Here is an 18,224-nt window from a genome sequence, read left to right as displayed (position 1 = left end):
CATCGGCATGCGGATGCAGTATCGCTCGATATCGGATCTTCACAAGGCGATCGTCAACGGGTTGCACATGCTTCCTCGCGAGATCGATCTGGTCGTCGGCATTCCACGCAGCGGCTTGCTGGCCGCCAACATGCTCGGCCTTGTCGCCAACCTACCGACGACCGACCTGGACAGTTTCATCGAAGGCCGCGTTTATTCGTTCGGTGCAACGAAGAATACGGCCTCGTTCAGGAGCGCATCGCACGCTCGAAAGGTTCTTGTCCTCGACGACAGCATCAATACCGGTGGCGCCATGCGGGAAGCCAAAGCCAAATTGACGACATGCAAAACACGCGCTCAATTTGTCTTCGCGGCGGTCTATGGCCTGCCCGATAGCGTCGATGATGTCGACGTCATATTCGAGGTCGTCGAACAGCCAAGGCTGTTCCAGTGGAATTTCATGCATCATGGCCTGTTATCGAAGGCGTGCATCGACATTGACGGGGTGCTCTGCCTCGACCCGACCGATACGGAAAATGACGATGGCCCGGCCTATGAAGGCTTCTTGAGAAATGCACGGGCGCTTCACAAACCGACGCGATTCATCGCCTATCTCGTCACCAGCCGGCTCGAAAAGTACAGGTCCTTGACCGAAACCTGGCTTCGCACAAATGCGATCGACTACGGCAAGCTCATCATGCTCGATCTGCCGAGCGCAGCGGAGCGTCGGCGGCGGGGCACCCACGCAAGGTTCAAAGCCGCCTTCTATCGGCAGTGTGATGCGGAAATCTTTGTCGAGAGTAATCTTCGGCAGGCGAACGAGATTGCCAGGATATCGAACAAGCCAGTCCTTTGCACCGAGACCCACCAGATGGTTTTACCGACCACTCCCTTGCGCAGCTTGTTCAATATGAGAATGCCTTTCGATGCTTTCGCGTTTTTGAGGCGCGAGCAGACAATGCCCGAGGAACTCCGCTATATGATTGCCGACGCGCACAACCGCGCAAAATCTCGAACGCTTGTCACCTGGCTCGGGCCAAGACCAGACGGCTTTCTCGAAGCCATTGAGTCCATCCGCAAGATTTGCACCGCCAAGAACGAATATCCGATCATCGTTCTTTCCGATTTCCATCAGGAACTCATGTCCCGGGCAGAGACGCCGGCCGAATTCATTCCGCAGGTGCACCACCTTCCGTCGCTTTCGTCCGGCCAATATCAGGACTATGTGCGCAGGCGTTACGACCTTATTTTGCGAAAATGGGCGATCTCGCGTGAGGTGACGTTGGGGTTGAGCTTCGAGGAATTCCTTGCCGAGCAATTGTCATAGCGAAAAGGCGGGCACACTTAAGACAAACAGCTGATTAATCTTCAAGGTTGAAACGTGCATCTATTCGTTGCTTGACAGGCCGGAGAAGTCCTTCAAGGCCGCATCGGGCCATCGAAAATAATGAGTTTCACCTTGTTGGCCTTGACTTTCGTGGTTTGTGAATGCTTACTAAAATAAGCTGCGGGGAGGGCAATATATGCTTCGCAAGATCTCTATCCTCGGAACGCTGATACTTGCCTCATGCACCTCTCAAGGCTCGAATATGACGCTGGCATCGATGATCAGCGGTTACCGAGGTGCGTCGACCGCCGCTGAAGACGTGGCCTGGCGCAACGCACGGCGAAGCAACACCGATCAAGCCTATCGCAATTTTATCAGCAGCTATCCCAACAGTTCCTATGTCCCGGTTGCGGCATCAAGGATCACCCGGTCGGTCAAGCCAAAGCCCGTTGCAGTCAGGAATTTGGACAGTCCCCAACGTAACTCTTCTTTCGGCCGTAGCGGCAGCGCTTATTGAAGCAACTGACCTGTCAACTGGGAATTGAATCGGGTTGCACCCATCTGGCTTTCGAATGCATTTTGATATTGTCCATGCAGCCGATCCTCGATTTTACGGCGGCTCCTCATCTGCGGTGCGGGTCGAGATCCAATCCGCTCGGCAATTTGGCCTCTCGACGGCTCTGATTCCATTTCTCGGCGTTTCCGACATCCGTTCCAGGCGGTTCGAGGAACGTCTTCTCGACGTTCTTGAGCGTCAGGAGGTGCCGTGGCTGACGGGCGAGGAGCCAGTCGAGTGCGACATTCTCTTCGCGCATAATCCCCTGGCGTTCGCGCACATGCCGACACGGCCGCTGCGCCTCAGATCGAAGGTCGTCCTCCTTTCGGTCCAGCATCCGCCCTTCGACGGAGTGGGGAATGCGCAATACAATATCGACGTAGTGAAACGAAATCTGGAGAGAATGTTCGGGGCGCCCGTCATCTTCGCACCGGTCGGCCCCAAGGTGCGCCATCAGTTCGAAGACATTATCGCCGGCAGACCTGAGCTCTTGCGTCATGATCTCTTCAATCTCGTCGACCTTGACGAGTGGCCGATCAGGACCACGCAGCCACCCCGCGAACGGGCGGTTATCGGCAGACATTCGCGTCGCGATCTCCTGAAATGGCCGGACAGCGAGGCTGACTTGCGCGCGGCCTATCCCGACCTTGGCAATGTCCAGGTTAAGGTCATGGGCGGTGTGCCAGACCAGATCGTGCCTTTGATTGGATCCAACTGGAACATCTCGCCCTATTCGAACAGCGGTGTGCCTCAGTTTCTGAACAGGCTTGATTTTTACGTGTTTTTTCACAGCCGGCAGTGGGTTGAGGCGTTTGGCATTGGCATTGCCGAAGCGATGGCGAGCGGGCTTGTGACCATTCTGGACCCATCGTTTCGGGACCTGTTCGAAGATGGTGCGGTTTATTGCCGACCTGAAGAAACAACCAACGTTCTGGAGAGATTTCTCGCCTCTCCCGAGGCCTTCAGCGCACAGTCGGCAGCCGCGCGCACATTGGTCGAGAAGAAGTTTTCGACGAGCCGATACCCGGAAAGAATGCGTGCGGTCTATGACGAACTCGGGCTTAGCTCGCCTCCCGCGCTCGCCACCGTCGGCAAGGTCGTTGACGCTGATGCTTTCTCCGCGTCGAGCGGGCACGCAACGGTCAGTTCCGGGCCGGGAAGACCGCAACGGTCGCTGATGGGACGGCGGCGTGTCCTGTTTGTCGCGACAAACGGCATAGGCCTTGGCCACATCACGCGATTGATGGCAATCGCCGAGCGCATGTCGCCTGACATGGAGCCCGTTTTCCTGACAATGTCGGCCGGATCTTCGATTATCGAAGCACGTGGGCACCCGGTCGACTACATACCGTCCGCCCCGAAGATCGGTGTCACGGACGACAGCTGGAATGAGGTCTTCGCACAGGAATTGCTGGCCGCCGTGGAGGCGTTTGCCATCAACAGCGTCGTCTTCGACAGCAACCATCCCTTTCCCGGCCTGCTGAAAGTGCTGGCCGCCCGTCCCGATCTGAACTGGGTCTGGATCCGCCGCGGGATGTGGGCGTCCCGTCATGGTCTCGATCCGTCGATGCAGCATCGGTTCGACATGGTGATCGAGCCGGGCGAGTTCGCTGCGGACGAAGATCATGGCATCACCGCGCAATTGCGCGCCGGCGTGATCGGCGTTTCTCCAATCCTCCTCGTTGACAATGACGGTTGGCTCTCGCGGGCAGAAGCTGCCTCGGCTCTCGGTGTCGATCCTGCCGGTCTCGTCGCCGTCGTACAGCTCGGTTCCGAACGAAATTTCGACGTCAGCCGGCTGCGGCCGGCGATCATCGACGGGCTGCTCAAACATGGCGTCCAGATCATCGATGCGGTCAATCCCCTCGCCCCGAAGCGCGAGGCTCATATTGGAGGCACCGTGCAAAAGGCGATCTATCCGATCGCCAGATATTTCAACGCCGTCGACCTGATGATCACGAATGCCGGCTACAACAGCTTCCACGAATCTGATTTATGGCGGCATCCCGGCAATCTTCGTTCCTAATGAGGCGCCCGAGATGGACGAGCAGGCCGTCAGAGCCGCCTATGCGCAAAGCTCCGGTTTGGGGCTTTGTCTGAGAGCGGTGGATGTCGAGCGAGCGCACGAGGCCATCGGACTCGCCCTGTCGGAAGATTTTCTCACCCAGTATCGTATGCGAGCAGCTCGCATCGTTTTTGCCAATGGAGCGCGTGAAGCGGCACTGGCGATTGAAGAGCTCGCATTCTCTGTCAGGACTGATCGCGCGCTTGGGGGATCGATCGCCCGCGTATGACATTTTCGCAGCGCCCGATTGCGCAGCTCAGACAGATCCCCTTCTTTCAGGCGTTGTGGTCTACCGGACGGCCACGCGACAGGCATCGGATGGTTGCACTGTTGATGTCACTTCCGAGGCGACGGACCTTTGTGCTAGGCTTCTCCATCAGGATCGCCGGCGTCACGAGACAGGGGCATTCTCCGCATGGCTGATGATCGCAAGACAACCGTCCAGACGCCGCTCGGATCCGAAGCGTTGACCTTCACGCATTTCATCGGCGGCGATGAGGTCAGCCGGTGTTTTGCCTTCACTGTCGGCTTCATCAGTTCCGATGAGAATGTCGACGCATTGAAGCTGCTCGGAAAACCCTTGTCGGTTGAAGGAGAAAGCGGAGACAAGAAGCGCTGGTTCAGCGGGCTCGTCACGGATTTTCGCCTGACGCGCATCGCGGAGAGGTTTGCCTACTACGAGGCGGAGGTGCGGCCCTGGCTTTGGCTGCTCGGCAACAGCACCGATTGCCGTATCTTCCAGAATATGAGCGTCGTCGAAATCGTCGAGAAGATCTTTTCGAAATACAAGGTGGCAAAATTCGAAAAGCGGTTGCAGGGTTCCTACGAGGCGAGGGAATACTGCGTGCAATATGACGAAACCGACCTCGACTTCGTGCAGCGGCTGCTCGAGCACGAAGGCATCATGTATTTCTTCGAGTATGCCGAGGGCGAACACACCCTCGTCCTTGCCGATGCAATGAACAAGCTGAAGCCGGCGCCAGGCTATGCGAGCGTCAAGTTCCGGGCCGAGGGCGATCCCGTGCGTCGGGATGAGGAATATATGACGGACTGGGTTTCGACCAGTTCCGTCCAGCCCGGCATTTTCGCTCACACGGACTACGATTTCACCAAGCCGGGCGCCGACCTCATGGCGCAATCGGCGCAACCTTTCTCTCACGCAGAGGCGCAGGGTGAGCATTATCGCCATCCGGGCACGCATCTGACGGTCGGCCGCGGCGATGCGGTTGCCGTCGTTCGGCGCGAGGAGATTCAGGCGGCACATCAGCGGATCGCTGCCGCCGGCACGGTACGTGGACTTGCATCGGGCTCCACGTTCAAGCTTGAAAATTTTCCTCGCAAGGATCAGAACGCGGAATATGTCGTGCTTCGCGCTGACTACCGTCTGTTCGACCCCGGCTACCGGCCTGCCGCCGATGCAGGGGAAGAAACCTTCCGGGCAATTTTTCAGGTCGCTCCGACGTCCATCAGTTATCGGCCGCCGCGCACCACGACAAGGCCGGTCATGCGCGGGCCACAGACCGCGACCGTGGTCGGTCCAGCGGGCGAGGAGATCTTCACCGACAAATATGCACGCGTGAAAGTGCAGTTCCACTGGGACCGCCTTGGCAAGAAGGATCAGAACAGTTCCTGTTTCGTGCGCGTGTCGCAGACCTGGAGCGGTGCCGGCTGGGGCTTCATCCAGATTCCCCGGATCGGCCAGGAGGTGATCGTCGACTTTCTCGAAGGGGATCCTGACCGACCCATCATCACCGGCAGGGTCTATAACGGCAAGGAAATGCCGCCCTACGAGTTGCCGGGAAACGCCACGCAATCCGGATTGAAGACGAATTCCTCGCCGGGGGGCGGTGGCTGGAACGAATTGCGTTTCGAAGACAAAGCCGGATCGGAGGAGGTCTATTTCCAGGCGCAGAAGGACCACAACCTTTTGATCAAGCACGATCGCAGCAAGCTCGTCCAACACGATCAGTCGGATCGCATCGACAACAACGCCAAACACTCCGTCGGCGTGAACCTGGACGAGGATGTCGGCAACAACAAGACGACCAAGGTGGGTGTCGACCGCACCGTCAATATCGGATCGAACGATACCGAGACGGTCGGGGTCAACCGATCTCTGACCGTCGGCGCTAACGAGACGATCAGTATCGGCTCGAACTCGACGGAGACGATCGGCGCCAGTCATACCCAGACCGTCGCAATCGTCCAGACAGTAACGGTTGGCGCCGCACGCGTCGATAGCGTCGGCGCGACAGAGACCAGATCGGTCGGCGCGACGCAATCGAATACGATCGGCGCGTCCCGTTCCGTCAGCGTCGGTGCCGGCCAGAGCCACGACATCGGCGCCTCCGACAGCTGGAACGTCGGTTCGGACCAGAGCGTGTCGATTGGTGGCGGGCAGACGAGCAGCATCGGCAAAGCGCGCAGCGCCAAGATCGGCGACGACGATGCGACGGAAATTGGCGGCAGCCGGGCGGTGAAAGTCGCCAAGGGCAGTCTCGTCGAGGTGGGCGAGGATGGAGCGATCAAGATCGGACAGGACCTGCTGATCGAAGCTGGAGACTCGGTCGTGATCAAGTGCGGGTCGGCAAGCATCGCGATGAAAAAGGACGGCACGATATCGATCGAAGGCAAGGACATTTCGATCAACGCCTCGGGCAAGTTCAACGGCAAGGCCTCGGGAGAGGTCACATGGAAGGGCAGCAAGATCAATCATAATTGAGGAAGGATCATATGTCCGATGTAGTGGAGCGTATCGAGGGAGTGGTCATCGGGCTGCTGCTCGGTTTCGATGCAGGTGTGCCCCTGGTCGTTTATCCCGGCAATCCTGAGGAAATTGCCGTACGTGCGCGAAGCCTGGCCGAGCTTACCTCCGCGATGGTCGGGGCCGAAGTTGCGCTGCTCTTCGAAGGCGGAGATGCGTCGCGACCGCTAATCGTAGGCCGTATCATCGATCCGGCCCGCAGGTCTTCGACGCCAACGGTCGTCCGTGACGGCGAGCGCGTGCAGATCACCGCCGAGGAGCGGATCGAGCTCCGTTGCGGCAAGGCGACCATCATCATGGAAAAGGACGGGCACATCACCATCCGCGGCACCTATGTGACGAGCCACGCTAGCGCGGCCAATCGCGTCCGTGGTGGATCGGTGAACCTCAACTAATGCCAGCCGCGCCCGTTCTTCGCGATATTGTCCGCCAACATGCCGAGATGGCGGCGTTTCTATGGACCGTCTATGACTATCATCTGCTTCATCCGGACGAAAATCCTGACATGGATGAGGAGCGGCTCGCTCGCCTGGTCGAGCGGCTTGAGGCCCATCTGGACGGGTTACGAGTGGCGGGGGAGGCAGGGCAGGAGATCGCCAAGGAACGATATGCGGAATTTCCCGAGGCAGGCGAGCTGTTTGTGGTGCGGATGCTGAGCGCCAGACGATTGATCCCTGTGAAAGAACTGGACCCGGACAAGGTCAGGGAATATCTGACCGCCAACGGCGCAAGCGCTCAGAGATAACGCCTGCTCATATCGATGACCTGAATGTACAGCTGTCCATCGTAGCCAAATTCGAACCCCGACCAGGAATTTCCGTCAAACACGAAGATCTCTTTCCACCCGGTGACGACGAGCAAATCGGGCGACGGCTGCATCGCATAGGCAAAGTCCAAAGCCCTGAACTCTTTCAGGACGTAATTGTCTTCGACAAAAATCCCGAAGTGATTGTCACCCCAAAACCGCGCGCCCTTGAAGTCACATATCGACATGAAATCACTGTCGGGCGCCTTAATCTCCTTCAACAGATTGTCCCGGTACTCAAAGCAGATGCCGTCTTCGCAACCGATGCTGATCGCCCCGTTGGGGGACACATGGATCGCTTCGATTGAGCGGTTGAAATTGAGCGGGACCTGCCGCCAACGGTCCCCCTGTAGATGGAGGAGGGTACCGTTGTTACCGGCCACGTGAAGGAGCTCGGCCGACGGCCCATGCATCGCTCTCAGGAATGACGATACCACGGGTTGGATCGGCTGCCACGAAATGCCATCAAAACGACACACGCAGCCGTCCTCGCCGTAAATGAAGAGCGCCCCATCAGGCAGACGGAACATCTTGTGAAAGAAGGGTTCCGGGGCCCTTGCGGTGCTGTGCGAACCGCCGCGCAGGAAATGGGTCAGGCCGCCGACCTCAAGAAACACATGATCATCCTGCGAACTGCTGATGTGCGCCAACATCTGGTTTTCTAGCTGCAACAGCACGTGAAACCGGGCGCTCCGCCCGGTAAACTCCACCAACAGCAGATAGGAACGCCCACGTTCTCTATATTCATCGCTCAGTTCAATCGACACGCCAAAAATCGTGCCGCCAAGATGAAAGCCACGCATTACCTCCAGATAGACGTCCTCTGAGGGCACCCCATCTATTGTCTTGCGCCCGGTCATGCCACTGTCCTGTGACGCATCGTCCGCATCTCATTAAGCTCCTCCATCGATTTCTTGGGAGGCGGAGGACCGACGACGCTCTGAATATAGGCCATAAATATCATAGTCAGGCATTTCGCGACCTTCTCTTGCGTGGCAGGGCTCGAATTCTTGCACTCCTTGTGTTGTTCGGAGATCGACTTCGTTCCCTTGGCGACAGCCCCCCGTAGCTTGGGCGACCTGCCAGTCTGTGCCTCCAGTTTTGCGTTGTAGTCGTTGACCGCCTTCGTCTTCGTGTCATGGGGAGTGTCCTTGCGGCTTCCTTTGCCGGTTTCCTGGAACCCGCCGCCCTTCTTGTGCTTCATCGAACGGATGCAGACACACGGGGCCTTGTTCACACTGTAGTCCTTCCACTGATCGTACGAGGTATTATGAGCTCGATCGGGCTGAAAGTATTCATTTCCGACGTAGTGTTCCGACTGATATCCCTGCGGACAATTCTTCTTGTTGTGCGGATGCAGCCGTAGGTTCATCTTCTGCAGGAGTGTGCCGCACGTTATTCCTCCGACATTTGCTGAGAGCACATGAACCCAAGGCGGCGTACCGGCCTGAGGCGATGCGTGGTCATTGGTCGCCATGTCGCTGAAGCGGATGACCGGCTCGCCGTCGAATTTCACGTCATTCGACCAGGAGTGGAAATACTCCTTGCCGGTATTCTTCGAGGTAATGAGGTTTTTCTTTGGTGCGCAACCGGCTTCCGTACCGGTTGTCTTGGACAGATATGATTTGTTCTTGATGTTGACCGTCTTGCCTCCGATCTTGACGGTGCTAGTCCCCTTGTCGGTGTCGCTCGACGTGCCGAAGCTCGGATAGGGAACTGGGACGCCTGGTGGCGTCGCGGGCGTCTGAGGCGGAGTGAAGCAGGTGTCAGGGAATGCGGCGATGGTCTTCCCATCGGTGTCCTTGCCCGAAATCTCCAATCCGTTTGCAAAGACATTTCCCATCACGGAACCCTGGATAAGAAGATCGCAGCACCGCAAGCACCATTGTCGCTGGATGCCTCGATCAGAACGGGATTGCCACCCGAATAACCCTTGGCGGCGGCGGTCATCGCCATTCCGACCATGATAGGCACGACGGCGGCACCTACATTGCCGAGCGATTCGGCGGGAGACCGGATATCCTGAAAATCGTGGGCCCCGCGCACCAGCCGGATCGACGCAAGGGCCGATTGTCTGAACCAATATTGCTCACCGATGAGATCTGCGATCCTGTAGCCAAGATCCGCCATTTCGATCCCGCATTCCGCCAAGGCCTCCCTGTAAGCCGCCGTTATCCCATCGCCACGCAATGGTAGATGCAGCCCGTCCTCATCGAGCCCATTGTAGATGAAAGCCCGTTCTCGACTGAGCCCTAGCCCGGCGAGTTGGAAACTGCCCTGTCCCGCCCGGCCGCAGAGGATCGCGCCGGCGGCTTCGCCCGGAATGAAACCGTTGGCATTGTCTGGTGTCAGTAACCGGTTCTCGGCCAGATAGTGTGTGACCGTTCCAGCCGTGAGATAACTATCCACACCGGCGATGACGACGTGGTCCGTGTCAGGATCGGCCAACAATCGCGCTGCCGTTCGCAAGGCGGCATGTCCTGCCGGCCTTCCTTCGCTGATCACGCGCGTGGGGCCGGTGGCAGAATTTCCAAGGAGATCGCCAATTCGGCGTACGAGCCGTACGCTGTCTTCTATCGGAGAACCCGGACGGCCCTCCTCGGGAACGCAGAGTACCAGTTGGGTGGCCATTGCACGCGGGGTGGACAAGGCATCCAGACTTTCTCGGATCGCGGCAGCCACCATGTATGCCATTCGCTGCTCGCCCACAACTTCGGGCATCAAAGGGATCGGAGCGCCGATGATCGGCTCATCCGGGCCTGACTGAAATCGGGTTTCCTGAAATCCATCAATGCGCGAACGTATGGCAGCACAGGCCGAAGGCGCATCGAGACCAACGGCGGTCACCATCCCGCAGGAGAGGACGTCAAGCGCACGGGTCGTCATGCGCTCACCTCATCATCAGCGACCATTTCCTTCTGCGTTGCCACGTCCCGGATATATTGCTTGCCTTCTTCCCGAGCCCTTCTCATCGTCGCAGTCGGAGGACCGACCCAGGCCTCCTCGAACTCGGTGATGACTTTCCGTATCCGCACCTCCGTTCGCCAGACCATTGATAAGCGCCTGCTCTCGATGTCGAACAGCAGCGTGTCGGGTCGGATGATCTTGTCGAGGACTATCTCGTTATCGCGAAAAATCGTCATTGGCAGTGCCGTATCGGGCAGCAAAAACCAGGTCTTTCCCTCGGGAGTGAGGTTGATGAGTATCACCTGCTCACCACCTTCGGGGTAAGATATCTGCTGATCGGGTGGCGCCATCTGGAAATAGCGCTCATCGAAATCGGGAGGCAGGAATGGGAAGATGTTGTCGATCCAGTTCTGGTCATAGGTCCCCGCGAACTCGATCCTGCCCGGGCAACCCCGACCATAAGGGCCGAAACTCATCGGCCGATAGTCGCCGAACGGCGAGCGGATCTCTTCGTTTACTGCTTGCGTATTCGGCAGCCTTAGGCCGGGAATAAGGCGCTGATTGCTCGTGCGCGCCCAACCGGTGCCGTAGGGGTTTTGCTTGTAACTTGCAGGCGTTTGTTCATCAGGATCGAGCCGGTCCACACCACCCCAAGCCGTATCGTATGAGAAGGGCTGACGCAGGAAGTGTTCAGCAGCCGTCGCGACGAAGGTCGGGCCTCGAGCACGCCATTCCCGTTGACCGAGGACTTCGAAAACCTTTGACCAGTTTCCAATCTTGATGCCGACCGTGACGCGGTCTGCTGGACGGCCCTGTGGAGCGTAGGCGCATCCATTGGCGATGACGTCGCAGAAGGTTTTGCGGAACGCGAAGTCGGATTCCCAAAGAGTTGCCGAATAACCCGGTTCGCCAGTGTAGGTGTCGGCCATGACCAGCGGGACTTGCACGGGCGATTTCTGCGCGACGCCCCCCCGACATCGGGAAAGTCGAAGGTTCCCTTGACGACAACGACGATGTATTCCAGGCCCTGTTTGTCCATGCCCATCGTGAATTCGGTCGGGTAACCGGTCTGGTTCCAGATCCTCATGGGACATGGCTCTCATCTTCGGGGAACAACTGCCCAAGCGCGGCCTCGGGCATGGCAGCGTCGATCGCAGTTATCTCACCTCCCCATGTCCAGAAGACCATGCCCCGAACCGGGCCGTCGCACGCCTTGGCCGCCGGATAAGGCAGTGCCGCAAGGGCGCTGGCCAACGCGTCGCCGTCCATCCTATGGTCTCTTGCTGACGTCCCTGTCGCCTCCAACTGACCGAACCATTCTGCGGCCACGCTTGCAATCTCGATGGCGGCAAGTGGGGGCGGTGCTGCGATGGTCAGCGGAAACCGCCGGCCCGCACGATCAGCGCTTGCCAGGATCACGCCGGTCATCGCGCCGAATGTCTCTCCGCCGAGCAGAAATCGCAGCACCGGAGCGCTCTCCATCGGCCCTTGCGAAAATCGGTGAACCAGATGCCGGCTGATCCACCGATCCCACCGCCGGACGAAGGAGGCCGGCAGGTTGCGTGTGACGAAATCGCCCATCGCCGGCAGCTTTCCGAAAAATCCGGGCAGGATCAAAGCTGCGTCGGGCACGAGAACCTCGCAAACATCTTCAAGTCGAAGGGATTGGCGACACTTGCCGCGCGAAGCTCGAAGTCGGCGTAGTAGCCCTGGGCAGCAAGGCGCAGCTTGAAGAGCTCGGCAAGATTGGTCCCGCTCAGCCGACCGGCGCGCAGCATCCGCAGAAACGCCCAGCTTCCAGTCTCGCTGACCATCACTTCCGGCGAACCGTCGAGGGGCTGGAAGGCGAGGGTGATCACGCCGGTTCCATCCTTGCCGGGCCAGGTCATCGGCTGCGGGCGCGTCGGGTTGTTGAAGTAGGAGAGACTCTGACCGTCGACATTCAAGGTCACGCGGCTGACTGTCGGCGAAAGATCTTTCGGTTCGAGCGTGAAGGTCAGGATCGGCCCCGCGCCTCCCGGAAAGAGACTGTCGCGGATCAGCCGCGCCTGCTCCAGCGCCGCCAGAGGCCGGGGATCGAGCTTGATGTCCGAGCGCCATTTCCAGGGGTGACTGGTCGTGTCGATATAGTTGACCAGATTATTATTGATAAAGCTGTCGATCAGCCCGCCGGGACCGAAGACGCGCTGGAAATCAACGACATTGACATCGATTGCGCTGTCGGGGACGAACGGATAGCGATTGGTAAGCGCCGCCTGGCAGAAGGGAAGCACGTCGGCACGCCAGATGGCGTTGAGCTCAGAAGTGACCGCCCCTGTTGCCAGCGCGCTCGTATTGCCGGCCAGTCCGGCCAGCCAGTCGTCCAGCGGATCGGGAAGGGTCACGGCTTGTTTCGCCACTGCCCCGGTCAGCTCCGCCAGGCCACCCTGTCTTTTCATTGCATCCTGCGCATCCGGACTTGCCGACACGGTCTGAAGCATGTTCGACAGCGCGGTCAAGGCTGCGACTGCATCATTGAGCGCGGGAGGCTGGCCATCGACCTCGGCAATGGCCGCTCTGATGGGTTTGAAATGCTCGGCGACCAGCGCGCCCGAGAGATCGACATCCGACTTAGAGCCGGCTTTCGGCATTATCTTCACGCCCTTGGCGGCGAGTTTGCCGATCTTGCCAAGCTTGGACAAAAGCTTGGATGCTCCTGGCGGAGGAGCCTGGCCGCCGCCTCCGTCATCGGCACGGGTCAGTTCCGTCTCGCGCACGATGGCGGTCAGCAGACGCTTCATTGAGGAATCAGCGCTGGAGAGATCCTTGAGGTTTTCGCTGGCCGTCTGCAGGTCAGCCAGCGGTGCAAGCCTGACGTCACGCATGAAGCTGTCCCACTTGGCGATATAGTCGTCATAGTAGAGCTTGAGGATATCTTGCGAGAGGGTGGCAACCGACGGGCTGGCGCTCTCGGAGCATCCGCCGGCAAAAACCGAGCGGTCCAGCGCGGCCTGCGTTGCGACGTCTTCAATCCGGGTCAGGATCACGTTGTGGAATCCGTCATAGGTGAAGGCACCGCTGATGCCGACCCTCAGCGTCTTGTCGGAGCGCCGCGCCAGAACCTTCAGGCCGTTCGGGCCGACATGATCTGCCGGGATCCATTCCTTCAGCGACGTGACCTCCGGATCGGAGAGCAGCGCGCTATAGGCGCGCACCGGCAGCGGGATCGAACAGATCGTGCGGAGCGCTTCGCCTACCAGCGCTTCGTCAGGAGCGACGAAGGCCTGTTCCGTTGCCATATTGTCGATCGCTGCAAGCTGATGATCTGCTGCCATCTCGGTCTTGAAAGGTGGCACGGGCGCCGATTCAGGCAATTTCTCCGTCCACCATTGCTTGGCGAAGTCCGTGTCCATCGGCGACAGGCCGGTCATCATGCGATAGGTTTTCAGCGCCCCCAACTGGAACTCGGGATCGCGGATCTGCCGCCACATCGTCGCCTCGAGCAGCGCGACCATGCGTGGCTCCAATATATTGCGCAGGCTGCGGTTGTAGGCGTCCGACTGCGCCTGGAGAATTTCGGTTTCAGCGGAAGGACCTATTAAGGCGGCTATTCCGCCTGGCTGGTGGGTCCGTGCATTCACCACTTCCGTGGCGGCTTCGAGCGCCAAATCAAGGTCGAGGGGATCCACCGGCGCTTGGCGTGCCGCAACCGGCGTCAGGGGAAGCTGCAGGGCCTCGAGCTGTTCGGCCTGCGCCGCCAGGGCGGCGTCGTTCTTCCGATAGGATATCGTGAATAACAGGCCGGCGATGACCACGAATGCTGTTGCTGCCACGGCGGCACCGCGCCAGATCCAGATACGCCGATCCTCTGCAGCCGGATCGAAGGTGCCGAGGCCAGCCTCCTTGAAAATGACCTTCGTCAGCAGGTCTTTGAGGAAGAAGCTGCGCTTTTCGACCCGCAACATAGGTGCAGCGGGTTGGGCAGGCAGGCCGAAGGATGAGGCCAATGCTGCCGTCAGCCGGTCGATTGCCGTACCTTCCTGAGTGGCGGAGGTCAGATAGATACCCCGCAACCAGGCGCTTTCCGCATATTTGCTTTCGCCGAAGACGGTCTCGATCAGCACACGAACTGGTTCTGAAAGGCTTTCGACCTGGGCTGGGAACCGAAATATTTCCGCCCGGGCGGTCAGGTTCTCCTCGCCTTCGAGGCGCGGAATGAGACGTCGTTCGAGCACGCCGGCCAAGGCCGAGAATTCCTCGGTGACTTCGATGCCCTCGATGCGGGCGCGTGGCGGGAAGGTCACTCCCCACACTTGTTCACGATCGGCCGTCGAGAGCGCCCCGAAGAAGCTTTCGAAGCCCTTAATCAGGTCCGCTTTCGTCAGCATGAGATAGACTGGCAAGCGGATGCCGATGCGTTCCTGAAGCTCGGTCAAGCGTTTGCGGATCTGCCTTCCATGCATCCGGATCGCGGCATCGTCTTCCGAGAGCGTGTCTATGCCGAGCGCCACGATGACGCCATTTAACGCACGACGGCCCCTGTGCTTTTTCAAGAGATCGAGGAAGCCCAGCCATTCCGCTGCATCGACCTCCGGCTGGCTCTCCTGCTGAACGTAGCGACCGGCGGTATCGATCAGCACCGCCTCCTCGGTGAAGAACCAATCGCAGTTGCGCGTGCCGCCGACGCCATGAAGGTCGTCGGTGAGATCGATTGGAAAACTCAATCCGGATTGCCGGAGGGCTGTCGTCTTGCCCGTCGCAGGCGGGCCGATAATGACATACCAAGGCATCTCGCGGAGAAACTTTCGGCCGCCGACCTTCTGGCGTTTGAGATCCGCCATGACCTCCCGGAATTTCGCTCCGACGGCGGCAACGCCCTCTTCAGCTGGACTTGGCGGAGCCTCGGGCTGCGGGGCAATCTCGGAAACGAAGAGACGGTTGGCGCGCACCGCACGCCGCCGCGCCGCAACCCACCAGATGATGAACACGAGGAACAAAAGGCCGATGATGACCAGTCGCACGATCTCGGAAGCAAACGGCGCCCTGTCTCCGACGCTGACGATAGGACCGAATATCCAGACGATGAGGGACAGCAAAATGAGCCCGATGAAGGTCCAGAGCCAGCGAGAGGTGAGAACAGCCCAGAGGAACCGGAAGATCGCCATCTCAGAGCCTCTTTTGAATAAGGATTTCGATGCGGCGGTTGGCGGCCCGACCCTCGCGGCTGTCGTTTGCGGCAAGCGGCTGTGTCGCCGCGCGTCCTTGCGATTTCAGCTGCCCTGTCGGCACGCCGGAGGCGGCCAGCAATGAGGCAATCGTCGCAGCGCGGGCTTCGGAAAGGCGCTGGTTGTTGGACAGCGGATTGCTCGCTTGCAGCGGGACATTGTCGGTGTGCCCGGTTATGGTAATACCGCCGATCAGCTCCGCATTCTGCTTGAGAACCGCTGCAATGGAAGCAACGAGGGGTTCAAAGCCCTTCGTCAATTCGGGTCTGGCAGACTGGAAAAGCTCCGGTGTGCTTGACTGCAAAAGAAGCGTGACCGAAGAGGCGTTTTCATTTCCCTTCAGGGCCGGCAGCAGGGAAGCGGGCGCTGCGGCGCGAAATTCCGGCAGCAATTGGAAAATAACGGGCTCTACGGGTGGTGCGTTCGGCGGTGGTGTCCGCTTCTCGGGGCGATATATTTCCGCCCGCTCGGGCGGCGGCAGTGCCCGCACCAGCGTTGCGAGCTCCTCAGCCTTGGTATCGAGCCGCATCGACAACAACATGTAAATTGCCGTCGACAGCGCTGCCGCAACGACGGCAAGGACCCAGATCGGCACGGCAAAACGGGATGGCTCGTCAGCCGCCGCAACGCCCTCCCATCTGGGCGAGAGCGGGGCAGCTTCAGCATCGGCGTCACGCAGGAAACGAGCCGCGGCGGCGCGAACGGCGCTGATCGAGCGGTCGCCAGCACGGCCGGGCACACGGTACTTGCCGCGAAAACCAAGCGCCAGGCAGAAATAATAAAGCTCGAGTAATTCCTGATCACGACCGGGATGGCGCTCCAATTCTTCCAACCGGGCAAAAAATTGCGCTCCGGCATCGACATCGCCACGGAGCATGACGACCAGCGGCTGGCGCGGCCACGCGCTTGCTCCACCCCAGGGCGTGTTCAGCGCAAGGTCGTCGAGAAGCGAGGCGACAGCCCAGGCAGCCGAGTCCGCCCGCGCAAGGGCCGAACCCGACGCCACCGCAGCGTCTCGCGCTGAAACGAGCTCTTCCATCAGTCTCGTTCGCAGCACTTCTGGATTGCTCGGTGGCAACGCACTTTCGAGTTCCGGTGCAAATTCGAGCAACTTTGCAAAGGCACTGATCAGTCTGTTTGGATGAGACCGCGCCCTTCTTGCCAGGATTCCGCCAGCAGGAAGCTGTCTTGCGCTCGCCGGGGGCGGGGGGCGGATGCGTGTACGACCCTTATCGCCTGAAAGACCGAATGGATCCTCACTTGCCATGGCGCTACCTGTTAACCGAATAGCAGTCGACCTGCGGTTCGCTGGGCAAAACGCCGGACACGCCGATTACGAAGCCGGGCGAACGCAGAAGGGATTCCCAATGTTCGCTGCGCTGATCGAGTTCAAGGCAGAGACGGTCACCGTCATAGGGGATCTCGCGGGGCTGCGAATGAAGCGGCTTTAGACGGATGCCCGGCAGTCGTGACTTCCACAGGGCCTCGAATTCGTCGGCAGCACCCACCGTCACCTGATCGACGAAGATTTTGCGCAGCGCCTCCTCGGACATGTCACATCCGACCCGCACGACAATGCGACTGGCGGTCAGCAATTCGGGATTGTCGACCCGAACCTTCCAGACATTGGTCGCGTGCTTGAGCACGGGAAGTGCCCGCGACTTCGGCTCGACATAACGCAGGCTGAGCAGCAGCGAACGCAATGTGTCTGCGAGCGCCGCAAAGGCAGGTCCCGGCGCCATGTGCTCATAGGTCGGGAGCTCGGTCAGTCGTCGGGAGCCGGAGCCGTAGGTCGCCATTCGCCCCGCAAGCCCACTCAGCTCGAGAAAGAGTTCAGCCGGGTGAAAAACCTCCTGGGGGAGCATATGGGCCAGCCGCGGACGCGCCGTGTTGGCAAGTTCGAGGACCAGCAGATTTTCCACGCTGCGGCCGGCGCCACCAAGAACCATCTTGCCATGTGCTTCGGCGATGCGGTCGAGCCCGGTTATCACCTCCTGCATCAACTGGCCGTAGAAGGCCACGCCTCCGGTCGTCATGGCTGGTGGCAGAAAGTTTTCCCCATCGCGACGCTGCCGTCGGCCAGCAGCCCGTCGACCTTCGCAGCCGGCATCGCGGTATAGCCGCCGGTCGCCTGCAGCGGCGACAGGAGCAGGGCTTGAGGGCGGGCGATCTCGATCTCTTCGGGATCGGCGCCACCATTGACGGCGTCACGCACGCGTTCGATCTGTCCCTTATAACGGGCTCCGGTCGGCTCGTTATGAGCGGCATCGAAACATGCGCCGCCTGGCGGTTCCAGCGGCAGCGCAAGCTGCACCGCCCCCGCACCCATTTCGCGGGTGATGGTCAATGGCACCGGCGCATCCATCGTCTCGGGAATGGAAAAGGGCGTGCCGTCCGGAAAAATGCCGCGCGCCGACAAGACGGCAACGCGGCCTGCTTCAAGCTGTGCGGTATCCAGCGTAAGGGATCTAAAGCCGAAGGTCTGCAACCTCCCCGCCTGCAGCGCGCCGCGTATCAGGGCCTCGGTATACCGGTCTTGCTGCTGAAAATGCTGCGTCCGAAGGAAGAGTCCCTCGGACCAAAGCACCTTATTCGTATCCGTCATGCTGGAACGCCC

Annotated in this window: 14 protein-coding genes and 2 pseudogenes; 7 read left to right on the top strand and 9 right to left on the bottom strand. The window is 59.7% G+C overall.

The genetic code is table 11. The annotated features are described in order from the left end of the window. The first annotated feature begins 7 nt into the window (after positions 1-7). Together MHI61_RS29125 and MHI61_RS29120 are read left to right on the top strand one after the other, a co-directional pair. Positions 8-1,306 (top strand): phosphoribosyltransferase family protein, encoded by a 1,299-nt coding sequence (locus tag MHI61_RS29125; RefSeq protein ID WP_239792939.1) that lies wholly within the window; start codon positions 8-10, stop codon positions 1,304-1,306. 196 nt (positions 1,307-1,502) lie between these two features. Beyond that, entirely contained in the window at positions 1,503-1,823 is a 321-nt protein-coding gene (locus MHI61_RS29120) for a hypothetical protein (RefSeq protein ID WP_239792938.1), read from the top strand. Positions 1,824-1,929: 106 nt separating this feature from the next. Here MHI61_RS29120 and MHI61_RS29115 read toward each other — a convergent pair whose 3' ends face one another. Then, a complete protein-coding gene (locus tag MHI61_RS29115) occupies positions 1,930-2,445 on the bottom strand; it encodes a hypothetical protein (RefSeq protein WP_239792937.1) in 516 nt (171 codons plus the stop codon). Positions 2,446-2,487: 42 nt separating this feature from the next. On the opposite strand from MHI61_RS29115, the gene MHI61_RS29110 reads away from it, so the two are divergent. The 5 genes from MHI61_RS29110 (at position 2,488) to MHI61_RS29090 (ending at position 7,436) form a co-directional block, all read left to right on the top strand. Further along, entirely contained in the window at positions 2,488-3,888 is a 1,401-nt protein-coding gene (locus MHI61_RS29110; protein WP_239792936.1) for a glycosyltransferase, read from the top strand. Between the two features lie 13 nt (positions 3,889-3,901). Further along, positions 3,902-4,156 (top strand): hypothetical protein, encoded by a 255-nt coding sequence (locus tag MHI61_RS29105; RefSeq protein WP_239792935.1) that lies wholly within the window; start codon positions 3,902-3,904, stop codon positions 4,154-4,156. Between the two features lie 186 nt (positions 4,157-4,342). Further along, positions 4,343-6,649 carry a type VI secretion system tip protein VgrG gene (gene tssI / locus MHI61_RS29100; protein WP_239792934.1) on the top strand — a complete coding sequence of 769 codons (2,307 nt, stop codon included), beginning with the start codon at positions 4,343-4,345 and terminating at the stop codon, positions 6,647-6,649. 11 nt (positions 6,650-6,660) lie between these two features. Further along, positions 6,661-7,086: a DUF6484 domain-containing protein gene (locus MHI61_RS29095; RefSeq protein ID WP_222138208.1), complete on the top strand. Its 426-nt coding sequence runs from the start codon at positions 6,661-6,663 to the stop codon at positions 7,084-7,086. Further along, positions 7,086-7,436: a hypothetical protein gene (locus tag MHI61_RS29090; RefSeq protein ID WP_097581201.1), complete on the top strand. Its 351-nt coding sequence runs from the start codon at positions 7,086-7,088 to the stop codon at positions 7,434-7,436. Before MHI61_RS29095 ends, MHI61_RS29090 begins: the two co-directional genes overlap by 1 nt. Here the strand turns inward: MHI61_RS29090 and MHI61_RS29085 are convergent. The 8 genes and pseudogenes from MHI61_RS29085 to tssK all read right to left on the bottom strand — a co-directional run bounded on the left by MHI61_RS29085 (position 7,427) and on the right by tssK (position 18,212). Then, entirely contained in the window at positions 7,427-8,356 is a 930-nt protein-coding gene (locus tag MHI61_RS29085) for a hypothetical protein (protein ID WP_097581200.1), read from the bottom strand. The two genes, MHI61_RS29090 and MHI61_RS29085, sit on opposite strands and share 10 nt — an antisense overlap. Beyond that, positions 8,353-9,339 (bottom strand): DUF4150 domain-containing protein, encoded by a 987-nt coding sequence (locus tag MHI61_RS29080; protein WP_097581199.1) that lies wholly within the window; start codon positions 9,337-9,339, stop codon positions 8,353-8,355. The genes MHI61_RS29085 and MHI61_RS29080 overlap by 4 nt, the downstream gene beginning before the upstream one ends. Further along, positions 9,339-10,382, bottom strand: coding sequence for a 3-oxoacyl-ACP synthase (locus MHI61_RS29075; protein ID WP_239792933.1), 1,044 nt, complete (start codon positions 10,380-10,382; stop codon positions 9,339-9,341). Before MHI61_RS29075 ends, MHI61_RS29080 begins: the two co-directional genes overlap by 1 nt. Next, positions 10,379-11,490: pseudogene (locus MHI61_RS29070) on the bottom strand (DUF2169 domain-containing protein). Before MHI61_RS29070 ends, MHI61_RS29075 begins: the two are co-directional and overlap by 4 nt. Next, a complete protein-coding gene (gene tagF, locus MHI61_RS29065; protein ID WP_239792932.1) occupies positions 11,487-12,035 on the bottom strand; it encodes a type VI secretion system-associated protein TagF in 549 nt (182 codons plus the stop codon). The pseudogene MHI61_RS29070 and the gene tagF overlap by 4 nt, the downstream one beginning before the upstream one ends. Further along, complete coding sequence (gene tssM, locus MHI61_RS29060) at positions 12,017-15,547, bottom strand: type VI secretion system membrane subunit TssM (RefSeq protein ID WP_239792931.1); 3,531 nt, start codon at positions 15,545-15,547, stop codon at positions 12,017-12,019. The genes tagF and tssM overlap by 19 nt, the downstream gene beginning before the upstream one ends. A 1-nt stretch (position 15,548) precedes the next feature. Further along, complete coding sequence (gene icmH, locus MHI61_RS29055) at positions 15,549-16,874, bottom strand: type IVB secretion system protein IcmH/DotU (RefSeq protein WP_097664601.1); 1,326 nt, start codon at positions 16,872-16,874, stop codon at positions 15,549-15,551. A 4-nt stretch (positions 16,875-16,878) separates the two neighbouring features. Next, positions 16,879-18,212: pseudogene (gene tssK, locus MHI61_RS29050) on the bottom strand (type VI secretion system baseplate subunit TssK). Positions 18,213-18,224: the final 12 nt, after the last annotated feature.

This window comes from Rhizobium sp. K102, from assembly GCF_022385315.1.
In the GTDB taxonomy this organism is placed as follows: Bacteria; Pseudomonadota; Alphaproteobacteria; order Rhizobiales; family Rhizobiaceae; genus Rhizobium; species Rhizobium croatiense.
The sequence above is the reverse complement of the archived record's forward strand: the minus strand, read 5'-3'. Positions and strand labels throughout refer to the sequence as shown.

Bases quoted from the DNA above. Each gene is read 5' to 3' on its own strand.
- MHI61_RS29125 (WP_239792939.1), top strand. From the start codon at position 8: ATGCGGATGCAGTATCGCTCGATATCGGATCTTCACAAGGCGATCGTC.
- MHI61_RS29120 (WP_239792938.1), top strand. From the start codon at position 1,503: ATGCTTCGCAAGATCTCTATCCTCGGAACGCTGATACTTGCCTCATGC.
- MHI61_RS29115 (WP_239792937.1), bottom strand. From the start codon at position 2,445: ATGTCTGCCGATAACCGCCCGTTCGCGGGGTGGCTGCGTGGTCCTGAT.
- MHI61_RS29105 (WP_239792935.1), top strand. From the start codon at position 3,902: ATGGACGAGCAGGCCGTCAGAGCCGCCTATGCGCAAAGCTCCGGTTTG.
- tssI (WP_239792934.1), top strand. From the start codon at position 4,343: ATGGCTGATGATCGCAAGACAACCGTCCAGACGCCGCTCGGATCCGAA.
- MHI61_RS29095 (WP_222138208.1), top strand. From the start codon at position 6,661: ATGTCCGATGTAGTGGAGCGTATCGAGGGAGTGGTCATCGGGCTGCTG.
- MHI61_RS29090 (WP_097581201.1), top strand. From the start codon at position 7,086: ATGCCAGCCGCGCCCGTTCTTCGCGATATTGTCCGCCAACATGCCGAG.
- MHI61_RS29085 (WP_097581200.1), bottom strand. From the start codon at position 8,356: ATGACCGGGCGCAAGACAATAGATGGGGTGCCCTCAGAGGACGTCTAT.
- MHI61_RS29080 (WP_097581199.1), bottom strand. From the start codon at position 9,339: ATGGGAAATGTCTTTGCAAACGGATTGGAGATTTCGGGCAAGGACACC.
- MHI61_RS29075 (WP_239792933.1), bottom strand. From the start codon at position 10,382: ATGACGACCCGTGCGCTTGACGTCCTCTCCTGCGGGATGGTGACCGCC.
- tssM (WP_239792931.1), bottom strand. From the start codon at position 15,547: ATGGCGATCTTCCGGTTCCTCTGGGCTGTTCTCACCTCTCGCTGGCTC.
- icmH (WP_097664601.1), bottom strand. From the start codon at position 16,874: ATGGCAAGTGAGGATCCATTCGGTCTTTCAGGCGATAAGGGTCGTACA.